Source organism: Streptomyces sp. GSL17-111 (assembly GCF_037911585.1).
GTDB lineage: Bacteria > Actinomycetota > Actinomycetes > Streptomycetales > Streptomycetaceae > Streptomyces.
The window spans coordinates 372859-390546 of the sequence record NZ_JBAJNS010000001.1; the positions used below are offsets into that span (position 1 = coordinate 372859).

The 17688-nt window shown below is 75.4% G+C and carries 15 protein-coding genes; 5 read left to right on the forward strand and 10 right to left on the reverse strand.

Going from position 1 to position 17688, the window contains the following annotated elements; all coding sequences use genetic code 11:
• Positions 1–68: 68 nt before the first annotated feature.
• From V6D49_RS01745 to V6D49_RS01760, 4 genes are all read right to left on the reverse strand, one after another.
• Entirely contained in the window at positions 69–623 is a 555-nt protein-coding gene (locus V6D49_RS01745) for a DUF3574 domain-containing protein (protein WP_340556457.1), read from the reverse strand.
• A complete protein-coding gene (locus V6D49_RS01750) occupies positions 620–1603 on the reverse strand; it encodes a DNA-binding protein (protein WP_340556459.1) in 984 nt (327 codons plus the stop codon). Before V6D49_RS01750 ends, V6D49_RS01745 begins: the two co-directional genes overlap by 4 nt.
• Positions 1604–1697: 94 nt before the next feature.
• On the reverse strand, positions 1698–2906 hold the full coding sequence (locus tag V6D49_RS01755; RefSeq protein ID WP_340556461.1) for an MAB_1171c family putative transporter: 1209 nt from the start codon (positions 2904–2906) through the stop codon (positions 1698–1700).
• Between the two features lie 2 nt (positions 2907–2908).
• Positions 2909–3490, reverse strand: coding sequence for a toxin (locus V6D49_RS01760; RefSeq protein ID WP_340556463.1), 582 nt, complete (start codon positions 3488–3490; stop codon positions 2909–2911).
• 493 nt (positions 3491–3983) lie between these two features.
• Here V6D49_RS01760 and V6D49_RS01765 point away from each other — a divergent pair, with 493 nt between their 5' ends.
• On the forward strand, positions 3984–6026 hold the full coding sequence (locus V6D49_RS01765) for a hydantoinase/oxoprolinase family protein (protein WP_340556464.1): 2043 nt from the start codon (positions 3984–3986) through the stop codon (positions 6024–6026).
• Positions 6023–7756 carry a hydantoinase B/oxoprolinase family protein gene (locus V6D49_RS01770; protein ID WP_340556465.1) on the forward strand — a complete coding sequence of 578 codons (1734 nt, stop codon included), beginning with the start codon at positions 6023–6025 and terminating at the stop codon, positions 7754–7756. The genes V6D49_RS01765 and V6D49_RS01770 overlap by 4 nt, the downstream gene beginning before the upstream one ends.
• Here the strand turns inward: V6D49_RS01770 and V6D49_RS01775 are convergent.
• The 6 genes from V6D49_RS01775 to V6D49_RS01800 form a co-directional block, all read right to left on the reverse strand.
• Positions 7745–9337, reverse strand: a complete 1593-nt coding sequence (locus V6D49_RS01775; protein WP_340556466.1) for a PucR family transcriptional regulator — start codon at positions 9335–9337, stop codon at positions 7745–7747. The two genes, V6D49_RS01770 and V6D49_RS01775, sit on opposite strands and share 12 nt — an antisense overlap.
• Complete coding sequence (locus V6D49_RS01780; RefSeq protein ID WP_340556468.1) at positions 9334–10437, reverse strand: DUF917 domain-containing protein; 1104 nt, start codon at positions 10435–10437, stop codon at positions 9334–9336. Before V6D49_RS01780 ends, V6D49_RS01775 begins: the two co-directional genes overlap by 4 nt.
• Positions 10434–11834 carry a hypothetical protein gene (locus V6D49_RS01785; RefSeq protein WP_340556470.1) on the reverse strand — a complete coding sequence of 467 codons (1401 nt, stop codon included), beginning with the start codon at positions 11832–11834 and terminating at the stop codon, positions 10434–10436. The genes V6D49_RS01780 and V6D49_RS01785 overlap by 4 nt, the downstream gene beginning before the upstream one ends.
• 91 nt (positions 11835–11925) lie before the next feature.
• Positions 11926–12480, reverse strand: coding sequence for a hypothetical protein (locus tag V6D49_RS01790; RefSeq protein WP_340556472.1), 555 nt, complete (start codon positions 12478–12480; stop codon positions 11926–11928).
• Positions 12481–12903: 423 nt separating this feature from the next.
• The gene (locus V6D49_RS01795) at positions 12904–13395 is read right to left on the reverse strand and encodes a DUF309 domain-containing protein (protein WP_340556474.1); all 492 of its coding nucleotides are present in this window, start codon (positions 13393–13395) and stop codon (positions 12904–12906) included.
• Positions 13382–14149: a TetR/AcrR family transcriptional regulator gene (locus V6D49_RS01800; protein ID WP_340556475.1), complete on the reverse strand. Its 768-nt coding sequence runs from the start codon at positions 14147–14149 to the stop codon at positions 13382–13384. Before V6D49_RS01800 ends, V6D49_RS01795 begins: the two co-directional genes overlap by 14 nt.
• Positions 14150–14248: 99 nt before the next feature.
• On the opposite strand from V6D49_RS01800, the gene V6D49_RS01805 reads away from it, so the two are divergent.
• The 3 genes from V6D49_RS01805 to V6D49_RS01815 are packed head-to-tail and all read left to right on the forward strand — an operon-like array spanning position 14249 to position 17662.
• Positions 14249–15235 (forward strand): ATP-binding cassette domain-containing protein, encoded by a 987-nt coding sequence (locus V6D49_RS01805; protein ID WP_340556477.1) that lies wholly within the window; start codon positions 14249–14251, stop codon positions 15233–15235.
• A gap of 37 nt (positions 15236–15272) precedes the next feature.
• A complete protein-coding gene (locus V6D49_RS01810) occupies positions 15273–16007 on the forward strand; it encodes an ABC transporter permease (protein ID WP_340563614.1) in 735 nt (244 codons plus the stop codon).
• A gap of 56 nt (positions 16008–16063) precedes the next feature.
• Positions 16064–17662 (forward strand): ATP-dependent DNA ligase, encoded by a 1599-nt coding sequence (locus tag V6D49_RS01815; protein WP_340556479.1) that lies wholly within the window; start codon positions 16064–16066, stop codon positions 17660–17662.
• The last annotated feature ends 26 nt before the right edge of the window (positions 17663–17688 follow it).

Sequence of the window (17688 nt, forward strand, 5' to 3'; positions counted from 1 at the left end):
GGTGGCCCGGCGCCGTGGCGCCCGGCTCCCCCAAGGGGAGCCGGGCGCCACGACCGTCCCCCGCGGGGTCAGAAGTCGACGCGGACGTAATCGTCGACCCGGCCCACGGACTCCAGGTCCCAGCGGCTGGTGTAGGCACGGCGGATCTCCTCGATCGCCGCGTCACTGCGCCGCGCGGTGTCGGCCGGGTAGAGCAGGATCAGCTCGTAGGACCGCTCGCCGTTGATGTCGCCCTCGCGGTCGCGCCACTGCCCGTAGCCCTCCTGGAGGGTGAGGCCGGAGGGGAAGCGCGGGGTGATCTCCCGGTCCAGGAACGCGTGGAACTCCTCCTCGGTGATGGGCGGTTTCCCGTGGTGGCGGCCGGTCCCGAAGAACAGCCTCGTCTCCAGGTACTGCTCCCCCCGTTCCCGGCCGCCCCCGGCGTCCGGTGCGGCGTCCGCCGCCTGCGCGGCCGGTGCGTGGGCGGGCAGGACGGCGCCGCTCCCCTCGCGGTCGAGCGCGACGAGGAGGAGGGCGAAGGCGCTGGTGACCAGTGCGGCCAGGGCCAGAGCCAGGGCGGTCCTGGCAGGCGTTCCGTGCCGTCCGTGCGGTGGGCGCGGTGACGCGCCGGAGGTGCTCCTCACGTGAGCGGGCTCCCTTCTGCGGGGCCCGTGGTGAACGGGCCCGACGTCCCGCCGTCGTACGGTGACGGCAGGGTGGTCCACAGGTGCCGCGCGGCGTCCCGCAGCGGTCCGGGCAGGCGCGGGTCGGCCGCGGCCGACCCGGCGACCCGCAGCAGCAGCGTCCTCGCGCGGGCCGATCCGATGCCGTGCGCGTGTCCGCTGAGCCGGGTGGCGAGTTCCGTCGCGTCGTGCCAGGCCGAAGCCCGCAGCTGGGCCGCGAGCAGTTGGGCGTCGAACAGCGCCCGGAACCCCGTCGTCCCGGCCGGTGCGCCGGGCGCCCCCGTGAGGGCCTCGACGGCCCGGCCCCACGCCCCGAGCCCGGCGTGGACGAGACCCACGTGCCCGGCGGCCTCGTCCTCGTCCACCCACCACGCCCAGGCGGGGTCGCGGGGCCCGGGACCCTCCGCGACGAGGGCGCCGGCCCGGCCGAGGGACCGCAGGGCGTCCGGCCGTCGCCCGGCCAGGGCGTGCGCGCCGGCCTCCCGGAGCCGGAAGACGGCGGCGACCCGGGTGGGGAGGCGGGGCCCGTCCAGCACGTCCCGCGCGAGACGCAGGGCCGCGTCGGGACGGCCGAGGTGCGCGGCCTGCATGCTCAGTGTCGCCAGGACGAGGTGTTCCGTGGCGCGCTCCCCGCAGTCGCGCGCCAGCTTCAGTGCCAGTCGGCTGAACCGGTGCGCCGCCCGGTGCCGTTCGGCGTCGAACAACAGCCACCCCGCGACCTGGGCCAGTTCGGCGAGCGCGGCGTCGGCCCCGCTGCCGGGCTCGTGGGCCCGGTCGCCCAGGTGACGTCGGAGGGCGAGGGCACGGCCGGCTCGGCGGGCGGCCTCGGGGCCGGCCGCCGCCGCGCCGGCGCGGGCCTCCAGTGCGAGCACGGCGCCGGTGGCCGCGCGCACGCGGCGAGCGAACTGCTCCGCCGTCAGCGGCGGTCTGCCGGGCTCCATGGCGGGGCTCCTTCGGTGCGGGGCGGCGTGCGGGACGCGGGCGGCGGACGGGGGCGAGGGGCGGACGGGGGCCGTTACGGGGCCGGGCGGCCGTTCAGGAACCGGTCGGGGCGCGGTCCCCGGCCGGGGTGCGGTGCGCGGCCAGGCGCCGGAAGTGATCGGCCACCTGGGTCAGCCAGGCGATCTCCTCGGTGATGTCGCCGTCGGGTGCGTGCGTGAACGCCTCCACCGGACCGCCGGACGGCGCCGCCCCGGCCGCCCGGGCGTCGAGCGCGCCCCGGAGCAGCAGCGCCTCGTGGGCCGTCGACGGTACGGCCTCCGGCAGGCCGAGCCGCCGGGCCTCCCGCGCGAGCGCGGTGGGGTCCATGTAGGGGCGCAGGGCCAGTTGGCCGTCCCGGATCTCGATCACCCGCCGGTAGAGCCGGTACTCCAGGTCGAGCCGGGGCACGAGGTCGTACAGCCGCGAGGGCGGGTCGTCGAGGGCGATGCCGGGATGGGCCCGGTAGAGGGCCCACCACAGCGGACGCAGCCGCCGGTAGGAGCGGTAGTGACCGCACCACCGGGCCGCTTCGGAGAGCCGGGGTCCCCAGGACGGCACGGTCCAGCCGAACACCTGAAGCAGCGAGCCGATGCTCCCGGCGATCCAGTACAGGTCGGGCCACGGTTCGGGGAGGGCGGTGTAGAGGCCGGCGATCTGGAGGTACCGCGTCAGGCAGTAGACAAGGATGAGCGAGCCGCCGACGGCCACCGCCCACATGCCCGAACGCAGCCAGGAGCGGTGCGCGATGTGCGCGTAGCGCAGGGACAGCCGCACGGTCTCGACCTGTCCGACGGCACAGATCGCGAGGTAGAAGGCGAAGTAGGCCGCGTAGCCGGGGTTCTCCAGGTTGATCAGGACGACGACCTCGGCCGAGCCGTGCCGACCGGGCGGGTTGACGAAGAAGAAGAGCACCGCCAGGACGGCGAGGGCCGCGCCGTACCCCAGCGTCCTGTTGCGCGCCTTCGTCCGTGCCTGTTCCGGCGCGTGGGACCAGTGCACGAGGACGACCTGCTGGGCGGCCGTCAGGACGACCACGGCGGCCTGGCACAGGAACGTCGTGATGCTGGGGTAGTGCAGCAGCCGGGCGATGTCGTCGCGGATCTGGTCGAGTTCGACGAAGAAGCTGAGGCTGGAGCAGAGGAAGTACAGGCACAGGGCGAGGTACGCGACGTCGCCGCGATGCCGGGGCAGGGCGGGCAGCTTGTAGAGCAGGGCGATCAGACCGCCGAGCGCGCAGGCCCAGGAGAGGACTTGGTAGAACATGGTCAGGGTCGCTCCCCCTGGACGTCCGGTCCGACGACGTTCTCGATGCGGGCGAGGGTCTGCGCGGCCTCGGCGGGCACGGGCCAGCTCGCCTCCGCGGGCCGCCGCCGCACGCGGGTGAGCAGCATGGAGGCCATCACCTCCGCTTCCTGCTCCTCGGCCGCCAGGTAGCCGCAGCGCCCGAGCATGCCGCGCACGGTGGACGGTTCCAGGTGCGGGAACAGCGTGCCGATCGTCGCGTCGTCCAGGTCGCCGCCGCCGCCGTGGTGGTCGCAGAGGATGTGGGCGAGTTCGTGGGCGACGATGTGCTCCTGGTGGAGCCGGCTGGTGCGGGCTTCGTAGAGCACGAAGTCGGCTTCGTGGGTGGCGATCCAGAGCCCGTAGACGCCGGAGTCGCGCAGGTCCACGGGGGCCGTGCGCACGGAACGGCCGCGGCTGCGGCCCACCTGCGCGCAGAGGGCGAAGACGTTGGGCGGGTCACCGACGTCGAGCGCGGTGAGGATGTCCTCGCACCCCCGGCGCAGGGCTTTGAGGTGACGGCCTCGCCGCTGCCGCGCGTTCGGGCGGGAAGAGGCGGCGTTCATCACGTACTCCGTCGGTGAGGACCCGGTGGCCGGGCGGTGGGGGGCGGACCCCCTCGGGTTGGTCCGTGTGAGTCAAGAGTAGTGGCGTCGTCACTCTCCTGGGCACCCCTGCCCGAACCGCGTGACTTCGTCCGTGGGTGGGGCGTTGGCGTCGTGTGACGACCCCTCCTTCCGGTTCCGCGTGGCAGCGGCTGCGGACCCCGCTGTGCCCCGCCGGTGACGAAACGATTCCCCCGCCCGGTGCCACGCCCATCTACAGCGCACTGCGCCGGCGGTGGGCCGCGGCGCGGCGCACCGTTCCGGGACGGGTGGACACCGAGTGGGCGACGCTCGTGGACTACGCGGCCTGGCGGGCGACGTCCGCCGGGTGCGGGCGGAACACCCTCCCGGATCCGTGTCAAGAGGACGGATCGGGGACGTTCCGGCCCGAGAGCGTTTCCGCTGGCCTAGCCTGGGCCCGTCAGGCCACCGGCAACCGACAGCGAGGACGTTGATGGGTGACTTACGGGTGGCGATGGACATCGGGGGCACGTTCACCGACGTCGTCGTCCACGACGCACGGACCGGGTGCTACCGGGCGGCCAAGGCCTCGACCACGCCCGGCGATCTCACCGAGGGGGTGCTCAGCGCCCTGCGGGCCGTCGTGGACTCCGAGGCCGGGATCTCCTTCCTCGTGCACGGGACGACGCAGGGCCTCAACGCCCTCCTCCAACGGCGTGGCGCGCGGGTGCTGTTGCTCGCCTCGGCGGCCGCTGCGGACACCTACCACATCGCGCGGGGGCCGCGCACGCGGCTGTACGACCTCCACTACCGCAAGCCGGAACCGCTGGTGCCGCTGCGGGACATCGTCCCCGTGGGCGGCCGGATCGACGCCGAGGGGCGGGAGATCGAGCCGCTGGACGAGGCCACCGTGCGCGAGGCGGCGACGCGCTTCCGTGCCGAGGGGTTCACGGCCGTCGCCGTCGGATACCTGTTCAGCCACGTCAACCCCGCACACGAACGGCGCACCCGGGACATCCTCCTGGAGGAGCTGGGTCCCGACCTGACGCTCTCCCTCTCCCACGAGGCGGCCAACGAGTGGCGGGAGTACGAACGCACCTCGTCGGCGGTGACGGAGGCCTACATCGGCCCGGTGGTGCGGCGCTACCTCAGCGGTCTGACGGAAGCACTCGCCGCGCGGGGGGTGACGGCGCCCCTGCACGTCATGCAGTCCTCCGGCGGCGTCATCACGGCCGGGTCGGCACGCCGCAGACCCCTGCAGACCCTGCTGTCCGGTCCGGTCGGCGGCACGATGGGCGGGGTGGAGCTCGCCCGCGTCCTGAAGCGGCCCGACCTCATCTGCGTGGACATGGGCGGGACGTCCTTCGACGTGTCACTGGTCGTCGACGGCCGACCGGACGTCGCGGCCGAGGCCCGGCTGGAGGGCCTGCCGATCCTGATGAGCGTGGTGGACCTGCACACCATCGGTGCGGGCGGCGGTTCGGTCGCGCGGACGGAGGCGGGCGGGCTGCGCGTCGGCCCACGTTCGGCGGGCGCCGATCCGGGCCCGGTCTGCTACGGCCGGGGCGGGACGGAACCCACGGTGACGGACGCCAACCTCGTGCTGGGCCGCGTCGACGAGCGGGGGTTCGCCGGGGGCCGGCTGGCCCTGGACACCGGCGCCGCCACCGCCGCGCTCGCCCGGCTCGGCGGCACCCTGGGCCTGGGAACGCGGGCGATGGCCGAGGGCGTCTGCGACGTGGCGAACGCCAAGATGGCGCAGGCGATCCGCACGATCACCGTCTCCCGGGGCATCGAGCCGCGCCGCTTCACCCTGGTCGCCTTCGGTGGTGCCGGGCCGATGCACAGCGTCTTCCTCGCACGGGAACTGGGGATCGAGGAGGTCGTGGTGCCCCGGTTCCCCGGCGCGCTCTCCGCCTGGGGCATGCTCCAGACCGAGATTCGGCGGGACTTCGCCGAACCGTACTTCCGGCTGGACGCCGACCTGGACGGCGCGGCCCTGGCCGCCCGGCTCACCGAGGTCACCGACCGGGCGCTGGCGTCGCTGGACAGCGAGGGCGTCCCCCAGGACGCGCGCCGGGCCGAGGCGGCCGTCGACATCCGCTACGCCGCGCAGGAGTACACGCTGACGGTGCCGCTCAACGGCCCCCGGGAGCCGTTGGACGCGGACTTCACGAGCACGGTGGAGAAACGATTCGCCACTGCGCACCACAGCCGGTACGGGCACGCCAACCCGGGGGCTCCGATCGAGTTCACCGCGCTGCGCGTGACGGCGTTCGGCGACCTCGGCCGGCTGCGGCCCGAGGTGCTGCCACCGGCCGAGGACGCGGACGTCCCCTTCGCCGAGCGGGCCGTGGTGTTCGGCGGGCGCGAGCACCGGACGCGCGTCGTGGCCCGCGAGGACCTCCGGCCCGGCCACGCGTTCGGCGGACCGGCCGTCATCACCGAGGACACCGCCACCACCGTCGTCCCGCCGGGCCACCGGGTCACGGTGGCGGCCTCCGGCGTCCTCGTCATCAACGGGGAGGCGCGATGACGCCCACCACCGCCGCCGCAGGGCGGGAAGCCGTCGACCCGGTGACCGTGGAGATCATCCGCAACGCCGTCATCGCCGCCGCCGACGACATGAACGCCACTCTCATGCGCTCGTCCTACACCCCGATCATCTACGAGTGCGGTGACTGCGTCGTGGCGCTGCTGGACGACGAGCACCAGGTGCTGGGGCAGTCGGCCGGGCTGCCCATCTTCCTGGGGAACCTGGAGAGCTGCACACGGGCCACCGAGGAGCGCTTCGGCCGCTCGGTGTGGCAGCCCGGCGACGTGTGGATCCTCAACGACTCCTATCTGGGCGGCACGCACCTCAACGACGTGACGATCTTCGGGCCGGTCTTCATCGAGGGGGAACTGGCGGGCTTCACCGCCACCCGGGCGCACTGGATCGATGTGGGCTCCAAGGACCCGGGCGGGTCGATGGACTCCGTGAGCATCTTCCAGGAGGGCCTGCGCATGGGGCCGCAGAAGCTCGTCGAGGGCGGCGCGGACGTCCCCGGGGTGCTCGACACCATCGCCACCAACGTGCGCTTCCCCTACCCCACGACGGGTGACATGAACGCCATGGTCGCCACCGTCCGGACGGGGCAGCGGCGGTTGGCGGAGATCGTCGCGCGCTTCGGGCTCGCGACGCTCCGGGCGGCGCGCGACGAGATCTTCCGCCAGACCGAACGCCTCGAACGCGCCGTGATCCAGGGCGTCCCCGACGGCGTCTACACCGCCGAGGGGTTCCTCGACAACGACGGCATCGACCTCGGCGCCCCCGTCCCGGTGCGGCTGCGGATCACCGTCTCCGGCTCCGACGTCGAGTTCGACGTGACGGAGTCCGCCGACCAGACCACCGGGCCGGTCAACTGCGGCGTGGCCCAGGCCGTCTCGGCCTGCCGGGTGGGGTACAAGCTGCTGGTCAGCCCGGACGTGCCCGGCAACGGCGGCTCCTTCCGGCCGCTGGCGGTCCGGGTGCGCGAGGGCTCCGTCTTCGGGGCGCTTCCTCCGGCCGCCTGCCAATGGTACTTCTCCCACCTGGGCCTGCTCATCGACCTGGTGGCCAAGGCCCTCGCGCCGGCGCTGCCCGACCGGGTGGCGGCGGCCAGCCACGGCGACTCCATGGTGGTGATGTTCGCCGGTACCGACCCCCGGGTCGCGCGCCCCTACGTCAGTCTGGAGGCCACGCTCGGCGGGTGGGGCGCGTGGCACGGCGGCGACGGCCAGGACGCCCTCATCAACAACGTCAACGGCTCGCTCAAGGACCTGCCGGTGGAGGTCCTTGAGGCCCGGTACCCCCTGCGCGTCACGCGGTACCGCATCCGTCCGGACTCCGGGGGCGCGGGGCGCTGGCGCGGCGGCAACGGCGTGCTGCGGGAGTACGAGGCGCTGGCCGACTGCACCGTGTCGCTGTGGTTCGAGCGCTCGGTGACACCCGCCTGGGGGCTGGCCGGCGGCCGCGACGCGGCGCCGCCCGAGGTGGTGATCAACCCGGGGCGCCCCGACGAGCGGCGGCTGCTGAAGTGCAACGGCGTGGGGCTGCGCGCGGGGGACGTCGTGCGCTGCCTGACCGGGGGCGGCGGCGGGTACGGCGACCCCGCCGATCGCGACCCGCGGGCGGTGCGGGCCGACGTGCTGGACGGCCAGGTCTCCCCCGCCCACGCGGCGGCGGCGTACGGACGGGCCACGGACGCGTCCCCCGGTGGGACGCGGGGCGCGTCAGAGGGCTGACGGCCGCCCGGTGGCGAACGGCTCGGTGCTCAGCAGGGCGTGGCAGGCCAGGTGGAGCGCCAGACGGCCGTCCGGCGCGTCGGGGTCGACGCCGCGCGCCCGGATGCGTTCCAGGCGGCCGAGGACCGTGTTGCGGTGGACGCCGAGCCGGGCCGCCGTCTGCCCCGTGGAGCCCGCGCAGTCCAGAAGCGCGGCGAGGGTGACGAGCAGGACCTCGGCCTTGGGGTCGGCCAGCAGCGGAGCGAGCAGGGTGCGGGCGGCCGCCGCGAGTTCGGCGACGGGCAGGTTGGCGAGGACGACGCGCGGCCCGAGTTCGGCGTACCGCTCCACCGTGCCCGGGGCGCGGCGGCTGGCGGCGACGGCGGCCAGTTCCGCCTGGGCCACGGAGTCGCGCAGGCCGTCGAGCCCCTCCCCCGGCTCGCCGACCCCGGCCGTCAGGGGCAGCGGTATGCGCGCCTGGGCGAGCCTGCGCCGCACGAGCCGGGACACCTGGCCCGGGTCGGTGTCCGTGAACCAGGTCGTCCAGCCCCCGTTCTGCGGCACGAGCGGCGCGGCGAACCGGCCCGTCTGCCAGGCCGCGATGACGCCGGCGGCGGCGCCGTCGAGGTCGGCGGTGACGGGCTCGGCGGGGCGCAGCCGTACCGCCACGTGCAGCCCGTCCACGGGCCAGCCGGCCTCCCGGGCCATCTGCTCGGCCTCCGGCTCCACGGCCCCCGGCTCCACGGCGTCGGGCTCCTCGTCGGCGGCCCCGGTGGACGGCGGTGGGGCCGTCGGTGCGGAGCCGGGCCCGGTGCGCAGCAGGGTCTCCAGGAGCAGCCGGTCCCGTCCCGCCTGGTGGGAGAGGGACATCCGGAGTCCGGCTCCGGCCGCGGTGATGGAGGACCGGGCGAGCTTGAGGATGGTGGTGACCGTGTCGGCCCACGAGGGGGACGCCTCGGTGAGCTGGGCGACGAGCGTGGCCCACGGTCCTCCGTCGGGCCCGGGCACGGGCACGCAGACCCGCCGGTCGTGCGCGGCCCCCGGGTCGTCGCCTCGGCCCGCCGCGGCCCGTCCGGCCAGCAGGTGGCCCTCCTGGGTGAGCAGCGCGACCAGGGCGCCGGGCACCTCGGCGTTGATGGCCCCGACGATGTCGCGCAGGTTGTGCCGTTCGCTGAACAGCACGGCGCACCGGGCGATGAGCCGGGCTCTGGCGGCCTCCGTGTCGGCGACGGCCACCGCGAGGTCGAGGGCGAGCCGGGCCGGATCGGCGACGGACAGCAGCGGCATCCGCAGCCGCTCGGCGAGCTGCGGGGTGGAGCCGGTCACCGTGACGGAGGCGGGTGCGACCACGCAGGAGGCGTTGCGTTCCCAGGCGAACCGCATCGCCGCCTCCAGCGCCCAGCTGCCGTGCGCGGCGGCCGGGTGCAGGACCATGGCGGTCTCGGGGGCGCAGCGCCGGGCCTGGTCGAGGTCGGAGATGAGGCTCACGCCCGTCACCGGCCGGTCGAGCCTGCTGCCGGCGCGTACCTGAGCGCCGCTGAGCGGGCCGAAGCGGACCAGTTCGGCCACCGTCAGCGGGCCGGACGGACGGCTGCGGCTCATCGGTTGCCCTCCTCGTTCGGATGACGCACGGGGAAGCCGAAGGCGCGCGGCCCGGCGAGCGCGAGACCTTCGGGGGTGTGCCACATCGGCGCCGCCGGGACGACCAGGACGTCGACGTGGTCCCCGACGGCGATCCCCTCCAGGCCCACCGGCCGCAGCTCCTGACGGTCCAGCAGGCACACGACGTCGGGCACGGCCGCGACGACGGCGCCGTCGACGAGCGCCAGCAGGATCTCGTTCTGGGCCTCCAGCCGCACCACGGGACCGTCGGTGGCCGGGTCGGAGACGACGATGCTGGTCGGCATCGACGGGTACTGACGGGCTCCCGCCGTGGGGCCGGGCAGGTCGAGCGCGACGACCCGGCCGCTGGCCAGCAGCCGGGCCCCGACCGTGCGGGCCAGCCCGGCGAGGACGGCGGCGTGCCGGTTCTGGGTGGTCAGCAGCTCGCCCATCCGCACGATGCGGCTGGTCGCCCCGCGGATGGCCGCGTGCCGCAGCCGGGCCGCCGTCGCCGGGTACATGGCACAGGCCATCAGCCCGCCGGAGGCGTCCACCACCCCGCGCAGGAGCAGGTCGGCCCGGGCGGTGGAGGTGTCGAGCACGACGGCGTCCCCGGCGGCGCTCATGGCGGCGAGCGGGCCGACGGGCAGTCCGGCGAGCGCGTACGTCGTCTGGTGGATGAGCGGGAGGATACGGCCCATGCCGTCGCAGTCGACCAGGGGCAGCCCGAGGGCGGCGGCCGCGGCGAGGGGCACCAGCGCGTTGGGGCCGGCGGAGTTGAGGGCGACGATCGCGTCGACGCGGTGCCCGAGGCGGTCCTCCAGGGCCCGGACGGCCCCGGCGAACTCGTCGCCGCTGAAGGGAAGTTCGATCAGCGGGGCGAACCCCCCGACGGCGCCGACGGCGACGCACCGCGCCTCGGGCGGCAGCGCGTCCAGGGGCACGAGCGGCACGGGGCCGTACTGCTCGAGCAGGGCGGCGACGCAGACCGTCAGGCCGTCGAGCGCCGCCGCGCCCCGGCCGGAGCTGAGCAGTTCGTTCCCGGCGACGAGGACGGGCAGGTCGGCGGCGGCGATGTGGCGCAGCGGCTCGGGGTTCACGCTCCCGCCTCCGTCCCCGGGCGGCTGCCGGCCCGGATCTGGAGCCGGTAGATGCTCAGGTACCCCACGGCCGTCGCGGAGGAGCGCACGACGGCGGCCGTGCCGGGTTCGGCCCCGTGGGCGGCGACGAGGGCGAGCGCGCGGTGTTCGGCCTGGCCCTGGACCTCCTCCAGCGTCTGCGCGGTGCCGACCGGCACGAGCAGGTCCAGCCAGGCGCCCGGTTCGGTGCCCGCCGCGCCGGCGGCGGCGAGGTCGGCCTCGGGGGTGAGGAGCACGGTCCCGCGCCCGGCCAGCCGGGCGATCTCCTCGGCCGTCTCCCGGCCCGGCGCGTCGAGGGCCGCCACCACGTCGGCGGTGTGGCGGCTGCGGACGGCCGTGAGCGTCGTGCCGGGGCTACGGACGGGCGCGGCGGTCAGGACCGGCTGCGGGGTGACCACGCGGACGCCTCCGACGCCGGGCAGGTCGGCCTCCACGTGCGGCAGCCCGTCCCGCACCTGACCGACGGTCACGGTGCCGTCCCGGACGAGGACGACGAGCGCGTCGGCGGTGCCGGACTGGCGGGCCGCGGCGATGAGCGCGGTGGCCGCGGTGGCTCCGAGCCCCAGCACGGGGAGCCAGCACAGCCGCCGGGGTGAGACGCGTCCGCCGTCCCCGGTGGCGAACCAGCACGCCGGCCGGCCGGGCAGGACGGCGGTGGTCAGTTCACAGCAGGCGATGAGGTGCTCGGCCGGAGCGAGGAGGGCCGCGTTGACGACCGTGGTGGCCTCCCGTTCCAGGAGGCCGAGGCCGCCCGTCTCGTGCGAGAGGCACACGTGCAGGTCCGGGTGGCGTTCCAGGATCGCGGCGGCGACGCGGACCTCGTGGTCGGCGCAGGCGGTGGCTCCGGTCGCGGTGACGGCGACGGTGGAGATCCCGGCCTCGGTGACGGCGTCCGCGCACCGCTGGGCCGCGCGCACGTCGGCCTCGGCGAGTTCGGTGCCGAACAGGTCGTGGCCGCCCGGCGCGGTGCCGCGCCAGCCGACGAGCGAGCGGATCAGGGCGGCCGGATGGCAGCCCGCCCCGGCGACGGCGGGCGGCCGGGGCACCAGCCGCAGGGCGGCGACGGGCCGCGCGCGGGGCAGCCAGGGGCCGACGCGGTCCGCCGGAGCGTCATCGTCCGGCCCGGGACCGGTCGTCTCCGTGAGGGAGGCTTCGAGCACGGCCGCGACGTCCCAGGTGACGGAGTCGACCCCGGACGGCGCCGCGGCGGCCAGGGTGCGCAGCACCCGTTCGGCCGCCTCCCGGGGACCGTGGTCGGCGAAGCCGTCGAGCGGCGCGGTCGCCGCACCGAGTATCCGTTCGCCGTCGAGCAGCGCGGCATGGATCTCCCGGGTGCCCAGCCGGACCCCGATGCGCATGCGTTCCCTTCGTGCGGTGTGGTGCGGTGCTTGCCGTGGTACGTGGTGCGGTGCGGAGAGCGCGGTGCCGAGGAGCGGGCGGCCGGTTCTCTCACGAGGTCCAGCGGTAGTACAGGTCGGCCGCCTCCTGCGGTGGGTGTGGTTCCTGCGGTGCGTAGGGTGACGGATGTGCTTCCGGTGGGAATTCTTCCGGATGCGGGGCCTCCGTGGGGAGGGTCGCGGCGAACCGGTCCGCACCGCGCCTGCGCAGCGAGCGGACCCGGCAGAGCGTGTCGTAGAGGGCGACGCCGTCGGTGAGGAGGTCGCCGCCCTCGGGCGGCAGCAGCCAGAAGCGCGCGGCGCACGGCCGGTAGTCCAGCCCGCCGCCGTCGGGTGAGCCGCACCGCGTGGTGCGCCGCCGGCACAGGGCGCTGGGCGGTGGCCACTGCCAGGGCCCCTCGTCAGGTCCGATGGGTACGTGGGCCAGCTCGTGCACGAGGCAGATGAGGACCGCTCCCACCGGGAAGCCCTGCTGACGCATCGTCGACAGCGACTCCACGGCGCTGCGCCGGGGCGCCTGCACCACGCTCCCCTGATGCCCGCTCAGTTCGGGCGGTGCGGCCTCACCGAAGCTGACGAGCCACGGTAACCGGACGGCGTCGATCATGGTCGCTCCCCTCGCGCGGCGACCCGGTGAACGACCTCGGACGCTCCCCCCGTCCAGTGTCCGCCTCTTCCATCCCGACAGAGACGGTTGTATGTTGACAGCTCAACCATCCTTTGCATGGCTGCCCCCCAGCGGTGAGCACAGCACCGGATCCCGGTCGGTCGGCCGGGGGGTGCCGCGTGGTGTGGTACACGGTCGCAAGGGACGCTAGTGGGGCACCACAGGTTGCGCCTGTGCACCGTGCACAGTCTCCCCTTCGCATGCTGGGCCGCGCGCCCGGTTCACCGGGCCACGCGACCCCTCCCTCGGACATCGCCGCAGCATGTCGATGGGTTACCGGCGGTTGCACGTAGCGCGAAGCTACGCCCGCATTCCGTGACCGGCGCCACGCGGACGCCGTACGCCGCCGGACGCGCGCCCCCATCACGGCCGAAACGAGCCCCTCGGACCCCGCAGTCGTGGCGCGATCGCGGCGGCCGAGGAGACGGCTCCCGTCTCGCCCAACTCCCCGGCGAGCACCTCCGCCCACGCGACGAGCCCGGCCACGTCGACGCCGTGCGGGGGCTCGGCGGCGTAGGGGCCGACGCTGCGCGCGCCCCGCCGCAGCAACGACGCCGCGCCCACCGCGTTGCCCCGGGCGGCGTGCGTCACCCCCACGGCCAACTGGGCCAGACCGCGCCACAGTTCCCGCTCGCCGTCCGGTCCGGACTTCCAGGCGTCCTCCAGCACCTCGTGCGCGTGGAACGGCTTGCCCTGGTCCAGTAGCCGCTGGGCCTCCGTCAGGGACTCCAGCGGCGTCCGCACGACGCCTTCGGGCTGCCGCTCGACGCCGGGCGCGCCGTACGGCAGCGGCCGGCCGAGCCCGTCGCGGGGCCGGGCGTTGCGGGCCCGGCCCTCCTCGTCACGATCCCGCATCACCGCGCTCCTTCACCATCACCTCGACACCGTCCAGAACCCGGGCGAGGCCGAACTCGAACTCCTCGTCCTCCACCTGCGGTCCGGCCAGCACCCCGGAGTCGACCACCCGGCGCACCTCGGGGAACCGTTCGGGGTCGGCCAGCCGGGCGAGCAGGCGGCCGTAGGCGGCGGAGGCCTGCTCCAGGGTGCCGCCCGACCGGCGCGCGGCGGAGGCGAGGTCCGCCGTCAGGGAGGCCTCCGTCCGCACGTACCCTCCGACGAGGCTGAGCACCCCGAGCTTCTCACCCACCTCCAGGCCGGTCCCGGAGAGGTGGCACAGCCCCCGCTCCATCCACGCGACGGAGTGGGGGGTGGCCGGCGGAGTGCTGATCGGCAGCCGCAGGAGCCACAGGTTCCGGTGGAGGACGGCCCGGTGCGCCCGGGCCCAGGAGGCCAGCCCGGCCCGCCACCCCGTGACCTCCGGCGGGTCGGGCGGTGGCCCGACGGCGGCGTCCTCCATCAGCACGATGAGCTCGTCCTTGGCCGCGACGTAGCGGTAGAGCGCCATGGCGGAGACACCGAGCTCCGCGGCGACCCGGGCCATGGAGACGGCCTCGATCCCCTCCGCCGCCGCCAGTGCGATGCCCGCGCCGACGATCCGCTCGGTGCTGAGCCCTCGGCGCGGCCCCTTGCCCGGCGGTTCCCGCAGCCCCCAGGCCGCTTCGATGCCCGGTGGCAGCCCCGTCGCCGGCGTCTCCTTGCGCTCTCCCATGGGCCTGTGTCTAACATACGCACTACTGTTTATGTCATAAACTTTAGTGTATGCCATAAACGCTGTCAGAGGTGTCAGCAGGAGTGGAAGGGGAGGCCCATGCAGGGTGTGACGGCCGTCGAGGCCGAGGGACTGCGGAAGTCCTACGGGTCCGTGGAGGTCCTGAGGGGAATCGACCTGTCGGTCCCGCGCGGCGGTGTGTTCGCCCTGCTGGGGCCCAACGGCGCGGGCAAGACGACGACCGTGCGCATCCTCGCCACGCTCGTGCCGGCCGACGCGGGCCGGGCCGTCGTGGCCGGCGCGGACGTGCGCCGTGAACGGTCCCGGGTCCGCCGGAGGATCAGCCTGACCGGCCAGTACGCGGCCGTGGACGAGATGCTGACCGGGGCGGAGAACCTCCGTCTGACGGCCCGCCTCGCCGGACACCCGCGCGGCGCGGCCCGGCGCCGCGCCGACGAGCTGCTGGAGCGGTTCGCCCTCACCGAGGCGGCCCGGCGGCGCGTCGCGACCTACTCCGGAGGCATGCGGCGGCGCCTGGACATCGCGGCCTGCCTGGTGGGCTCCCCCGAAGTGGTCTTCCTCGACGAGCCGAGCACCGGGCTCGACCCGCGCAGCCGCCAGACCCTGTGGGACGTCGTCCGGGAACTCGCCTCGGGCGGCGTCACCGTCCTCCTCACCACGCAGTACCTGGAGGAGGCCGACCGGCTCGCCGGACGGGTGGCCGTCGTCGACGACGGGCGCATCGTCGCCGAGGGTGGCCCGGCCGAGCTGAAGGCGCGCGTGGGCGAGCGACGGCTGCACCTGACGCTGCGCGACGCGGACTCTTACGCACGGCTGGTGAGCGCGCTCGGCCCCCGGGCCGTCCACCGCGACCCGGAGCACCACGCCGTCGGGCTCGCAACCGACGGCGGCGCGGCCCACGTACGGGCCCTGCTCGACGAGGTCGACCCCACCCGCGCCGAGGTGACCCGCTTCGAGGTGCGCGGAGCCACCCTCGACGACGTCTTCCTGGCCCTCACCGGTACGCACCCGACCGCCCCGGCCCACCCGGCCGGCTCACACCGTGAGGAGCCCGTCCGTGGCTGAGCTCGCCCCGGCCCGCGGCGCGGGCCACGCCCTGACCATGGTCGGCCGCTCGCTGCGGCTCTCCGTCCGCAACGTCGACGCGGTCCTCGCCTCCCTGGTGCTGCCCGTCATGCTGATGCTGGTCTTCGTCTACTTCTTCGGCGGTGCCATCGACACGGGCACACCCCACCGGGACTACGTCACCTACGTCGCCCCCGGCGTGCTCATCCTGTGCGCCGGGTACGGCGCGTCGATGACCGCCGTCAGCGTCAGCCGGGACATGGCGGAGGGCGTCATCGACCGCTTCCGCTCCCTGGACGTCAGCGGCACCGCCGTCCTCACCGGGCACGTGGCCGCCAGCACGGTGCGCAACCTCGCGGCGACGGCGACGGTGCTGGCCGTCGCCCTGGCCATCGGCTTCCGTCCGGCGGCCGACCCGGCCGGCTGGCTCGCCGCCCTGGGCGTCCTGCTGGCCTACGTCGTGGCCCTGGCGTGGCTGGCCGCCGTCGTGGGGCTGCTCGCGCGCTCCGCCGAGGCGGCGGGGGGCTTCACGTTCTTCGTCCTCTTCCTGCCCTACCCGAGCAGCGCCTTCGTGCCGATCGACACGATGCCGGGCTGGCTGCACGGCTTCGCGGAGCACCAGCCGGTCACCCCCGTGATCGAGTCGCTGCGGGCGCTGCTGCTGGACCGGCCGGCCGGTGACGCCCCCTGGCTGGCCCTGGCGTGGAGCGCGGGCCTGACGGCCCTGGCCCTCCCGCTGTGCGCCCTCGCCTTCCGGCGGCGCACCTCCTAGGGCCGCCCGCCGGGCGTGGCCCTGCGCCACGGGGGCGCCGGGGTCAGGATGGACGCATGCTGCTCGCCGACCTCGCCCGGACGTCGAACGCCGTCGCCGCCGCCTCGGCCCGCTCGGCCAAGGTGGCCCTCCTCGCCGACCTCTTCCGCACCGCCGAGCCGGCCGAGGCCCCGGTCGCCGTCACCTATCTGGCCGGACGGCTGCCGCAGCGGCGTATCGGCGTCGGCTGGCGGACGCTGACGGAGGCGGTGGAGGCGGCGGAGGCGGCGGTCCCATCGGCGGCGGAGGCGGCGGTCCCATCGGCGGCGGCGACGCTGACCGTCGCGGAGACGGACGCGGCACTCGGCGCGATCGCGGCCGTCGCCGGGAAGGGCGCACAGGGCGAGCGGCGGCGGCTGCTGGGCGGGCTGCTGGGCGCGGCCACCGGGGAGGAGCAGGACTTCCTCGTCCGGCTCATCTCCGGCGAGCTGCGGCAGGGGGCCCTGGACGCCCTCGCGGTCGAGGGGCTGGCGGCGGCGGTCGGCGTGGAGTCCACGCGGGTGCGGCGGGCGGTGATGCTCGGCGGTTCGCTCGGCGCCGTGGCCGAGGCGCTGCTGGCGGACGGTCCACCGGCGCTGGACCGGTTCCGGCTCACCGTGGGCCGTCCGGTGCAGCCGATGCTCGCGCAGACCGCGCGGGACGTGGACGAGGCGCTGACGCGGCTGGGGCCGTGCGCGGTCGAGGAGAAGCTGGACGGCATCCGCGTGCAGGTGCACCGGGACGGCGACCACGTGGCCGTCCACACCCGCACGCTGGACGAGATCACCGACCGGCTCCCCGAAGTCGTCGCGGCGGCCCGGGAGCTGACGTGCCGCTCGGCGGTGCTGGACGGGGAGGTCATCGCCCTGGACGCGACGGGACGGCCGCGGCCGTTCCAGGACATCGCGGGCCGGGTCGGCTCCCGCACGGACGTGGCCACGGCCCGTGCCGCGCTGCCGCTGTCCGCCGTCTTCTTCGACCTGCTGTCCGTGGACGGCCGCGACCTGCTCGACCTGCCGGCCCGCGAGCGGCACGCGGAACTCTCCGCCGTGGTCCCCGAGCCGCTGCGCGTCCGGCGGCTGACCGTGTCCGATCCGGCCGACGACCGCGAGCGCGCCGGGGCCCGCGACTTCACCGAGGACGTGCTGGACCGGGGGCACGAGGGCGTCGTCGTGAAGGCTCTCGACTCCCCCTACAGCGCCGGGCGGCGCGGTGCGGCGTGGCTGAAGGTGAAGCCCGTGCACACCCTGGACCTCGTGGTGCTCGCCGCCGAGTGGGGCCACGGGCGGCGCACCGGCACCCTCTCCAACCTCCACCTGGGGGCACGCCGCGCCGACGGCACGTTCGCCATGCTCGGCAAGACCTTCAAGGGACTGACGGACGCCCTGCTGGCCTGGCAGACGGAGCGGCTGTCGGAGCTGGCGGTGACGCACGAGCCGTGGGGTGTGCGGGTGCGTCCGGAACTGGTCGTGGAGATCGCCCTCGACGGCGTCCAGCGCTCGCCGCGCTACCCGGAGGGGCTGGCGCTGCGCTTCGCGCGGGTCCTGCGGTACCGGGACGACAAGCGGCCGGAGGAGGCCGACACCGTGGCGGCCGTGCGGGCGCTGCACGGCCGCGAGGAGCCCGGGGAGGCGTGAGCCTCGCCCTACAGCCCCGCCGTCAC

Coding starts and splice junctions, on each gene's coding strand:
- V6D49_RS01770 (WP_340556465.1), top strand. CDS start 6,023: ATGACGCCCACCACCGCCGCCGCAGGGCGGGAAGCCGTCGACCCGGTG.
- V6D49_RS01805 (WP_340556477.1), top strand. CDS start 14,249: ATGCAGGGTGTGACGGCCGTCGAGGCCGAGGGACTGCGGAAGTCCTAC.
- V6D49_RS01815 (WP_340556479.1), top strand. CDS start 16,064: ATGCTGCTCGCCGACCTCGCCCGGACGTCGAACGCCGTCGCCGCCGCC.
- V6D49_RS01765 (WP_340556464.1), top strand. CDS start 3,984: ATGGGTGACTTACGGGTGGCGATGGACATCGGGGGCACGTTCACCGAC.
- V6D49_RS01800 (WP_340556475.1), bottom strand. CDS start 14,149: ATGGGAGAGCGCAAGGAGACGCCGGCGACGGGGCTGCCACCGGGCATC.
- V6D49_RS01775 (WP_340556466.1), bottom strand. CDS start 9,337: ATGAGCCGCAGCCGTCCGTCCGGCCCGCTGACGGTGGCCGAACTGGTC.
- V6D49_RS01795 (WP_340556474.1), bottom strand. CDS start 13,395: ATGCGGGATCGTGACGAGGAGGGCCGGGCCCGCAACGCCCGGCCCCGC.
- V6D49_RS01790 (WP_340556472.1), bottom strand. CDS start 12,480: ATGATCGACGCCGTCCGGTTACCGTGGCTCGTCAGCTTCGGTGAGGCC.
- V6D49_RS01760 (WP_340556463.1), bottom strand. CDS start 3,490: ATGAACGCCGCCTCTTCCCGCCCGAACGCGCGGCAGCGGCGAGGCCGT.
- V6D49_RS01755 (WP_340556461.1), bottom strand. CDS start 2,906: ATGTTCTACCAAGTCCTCTCCTGGGCCTGCGCGCTCGGCGGTCTGATC.
- V6D49_RS01810 (WP_340563614.1), top strand. CDS start 15,273: ATGGTCGGCCGCTCGCTGCGGCTCTCCGTCCGCAACGTCGACGCGGTC.
- V6D49_RS01785 (WP_340556470.1), bottom strand. CDS start 11,834: ATGCGCATCGGGGTCCGGCTGGGCACCCGGGAGATCCATGCCGCGCTG.
- V6D49_RS01750 (WP_340556459.1), bottom strand. CDS start 1,603: ATGGAGCCCGGCAGACCGCCGCTGACGGCGGAGCAGTTCGCTCGCCGC.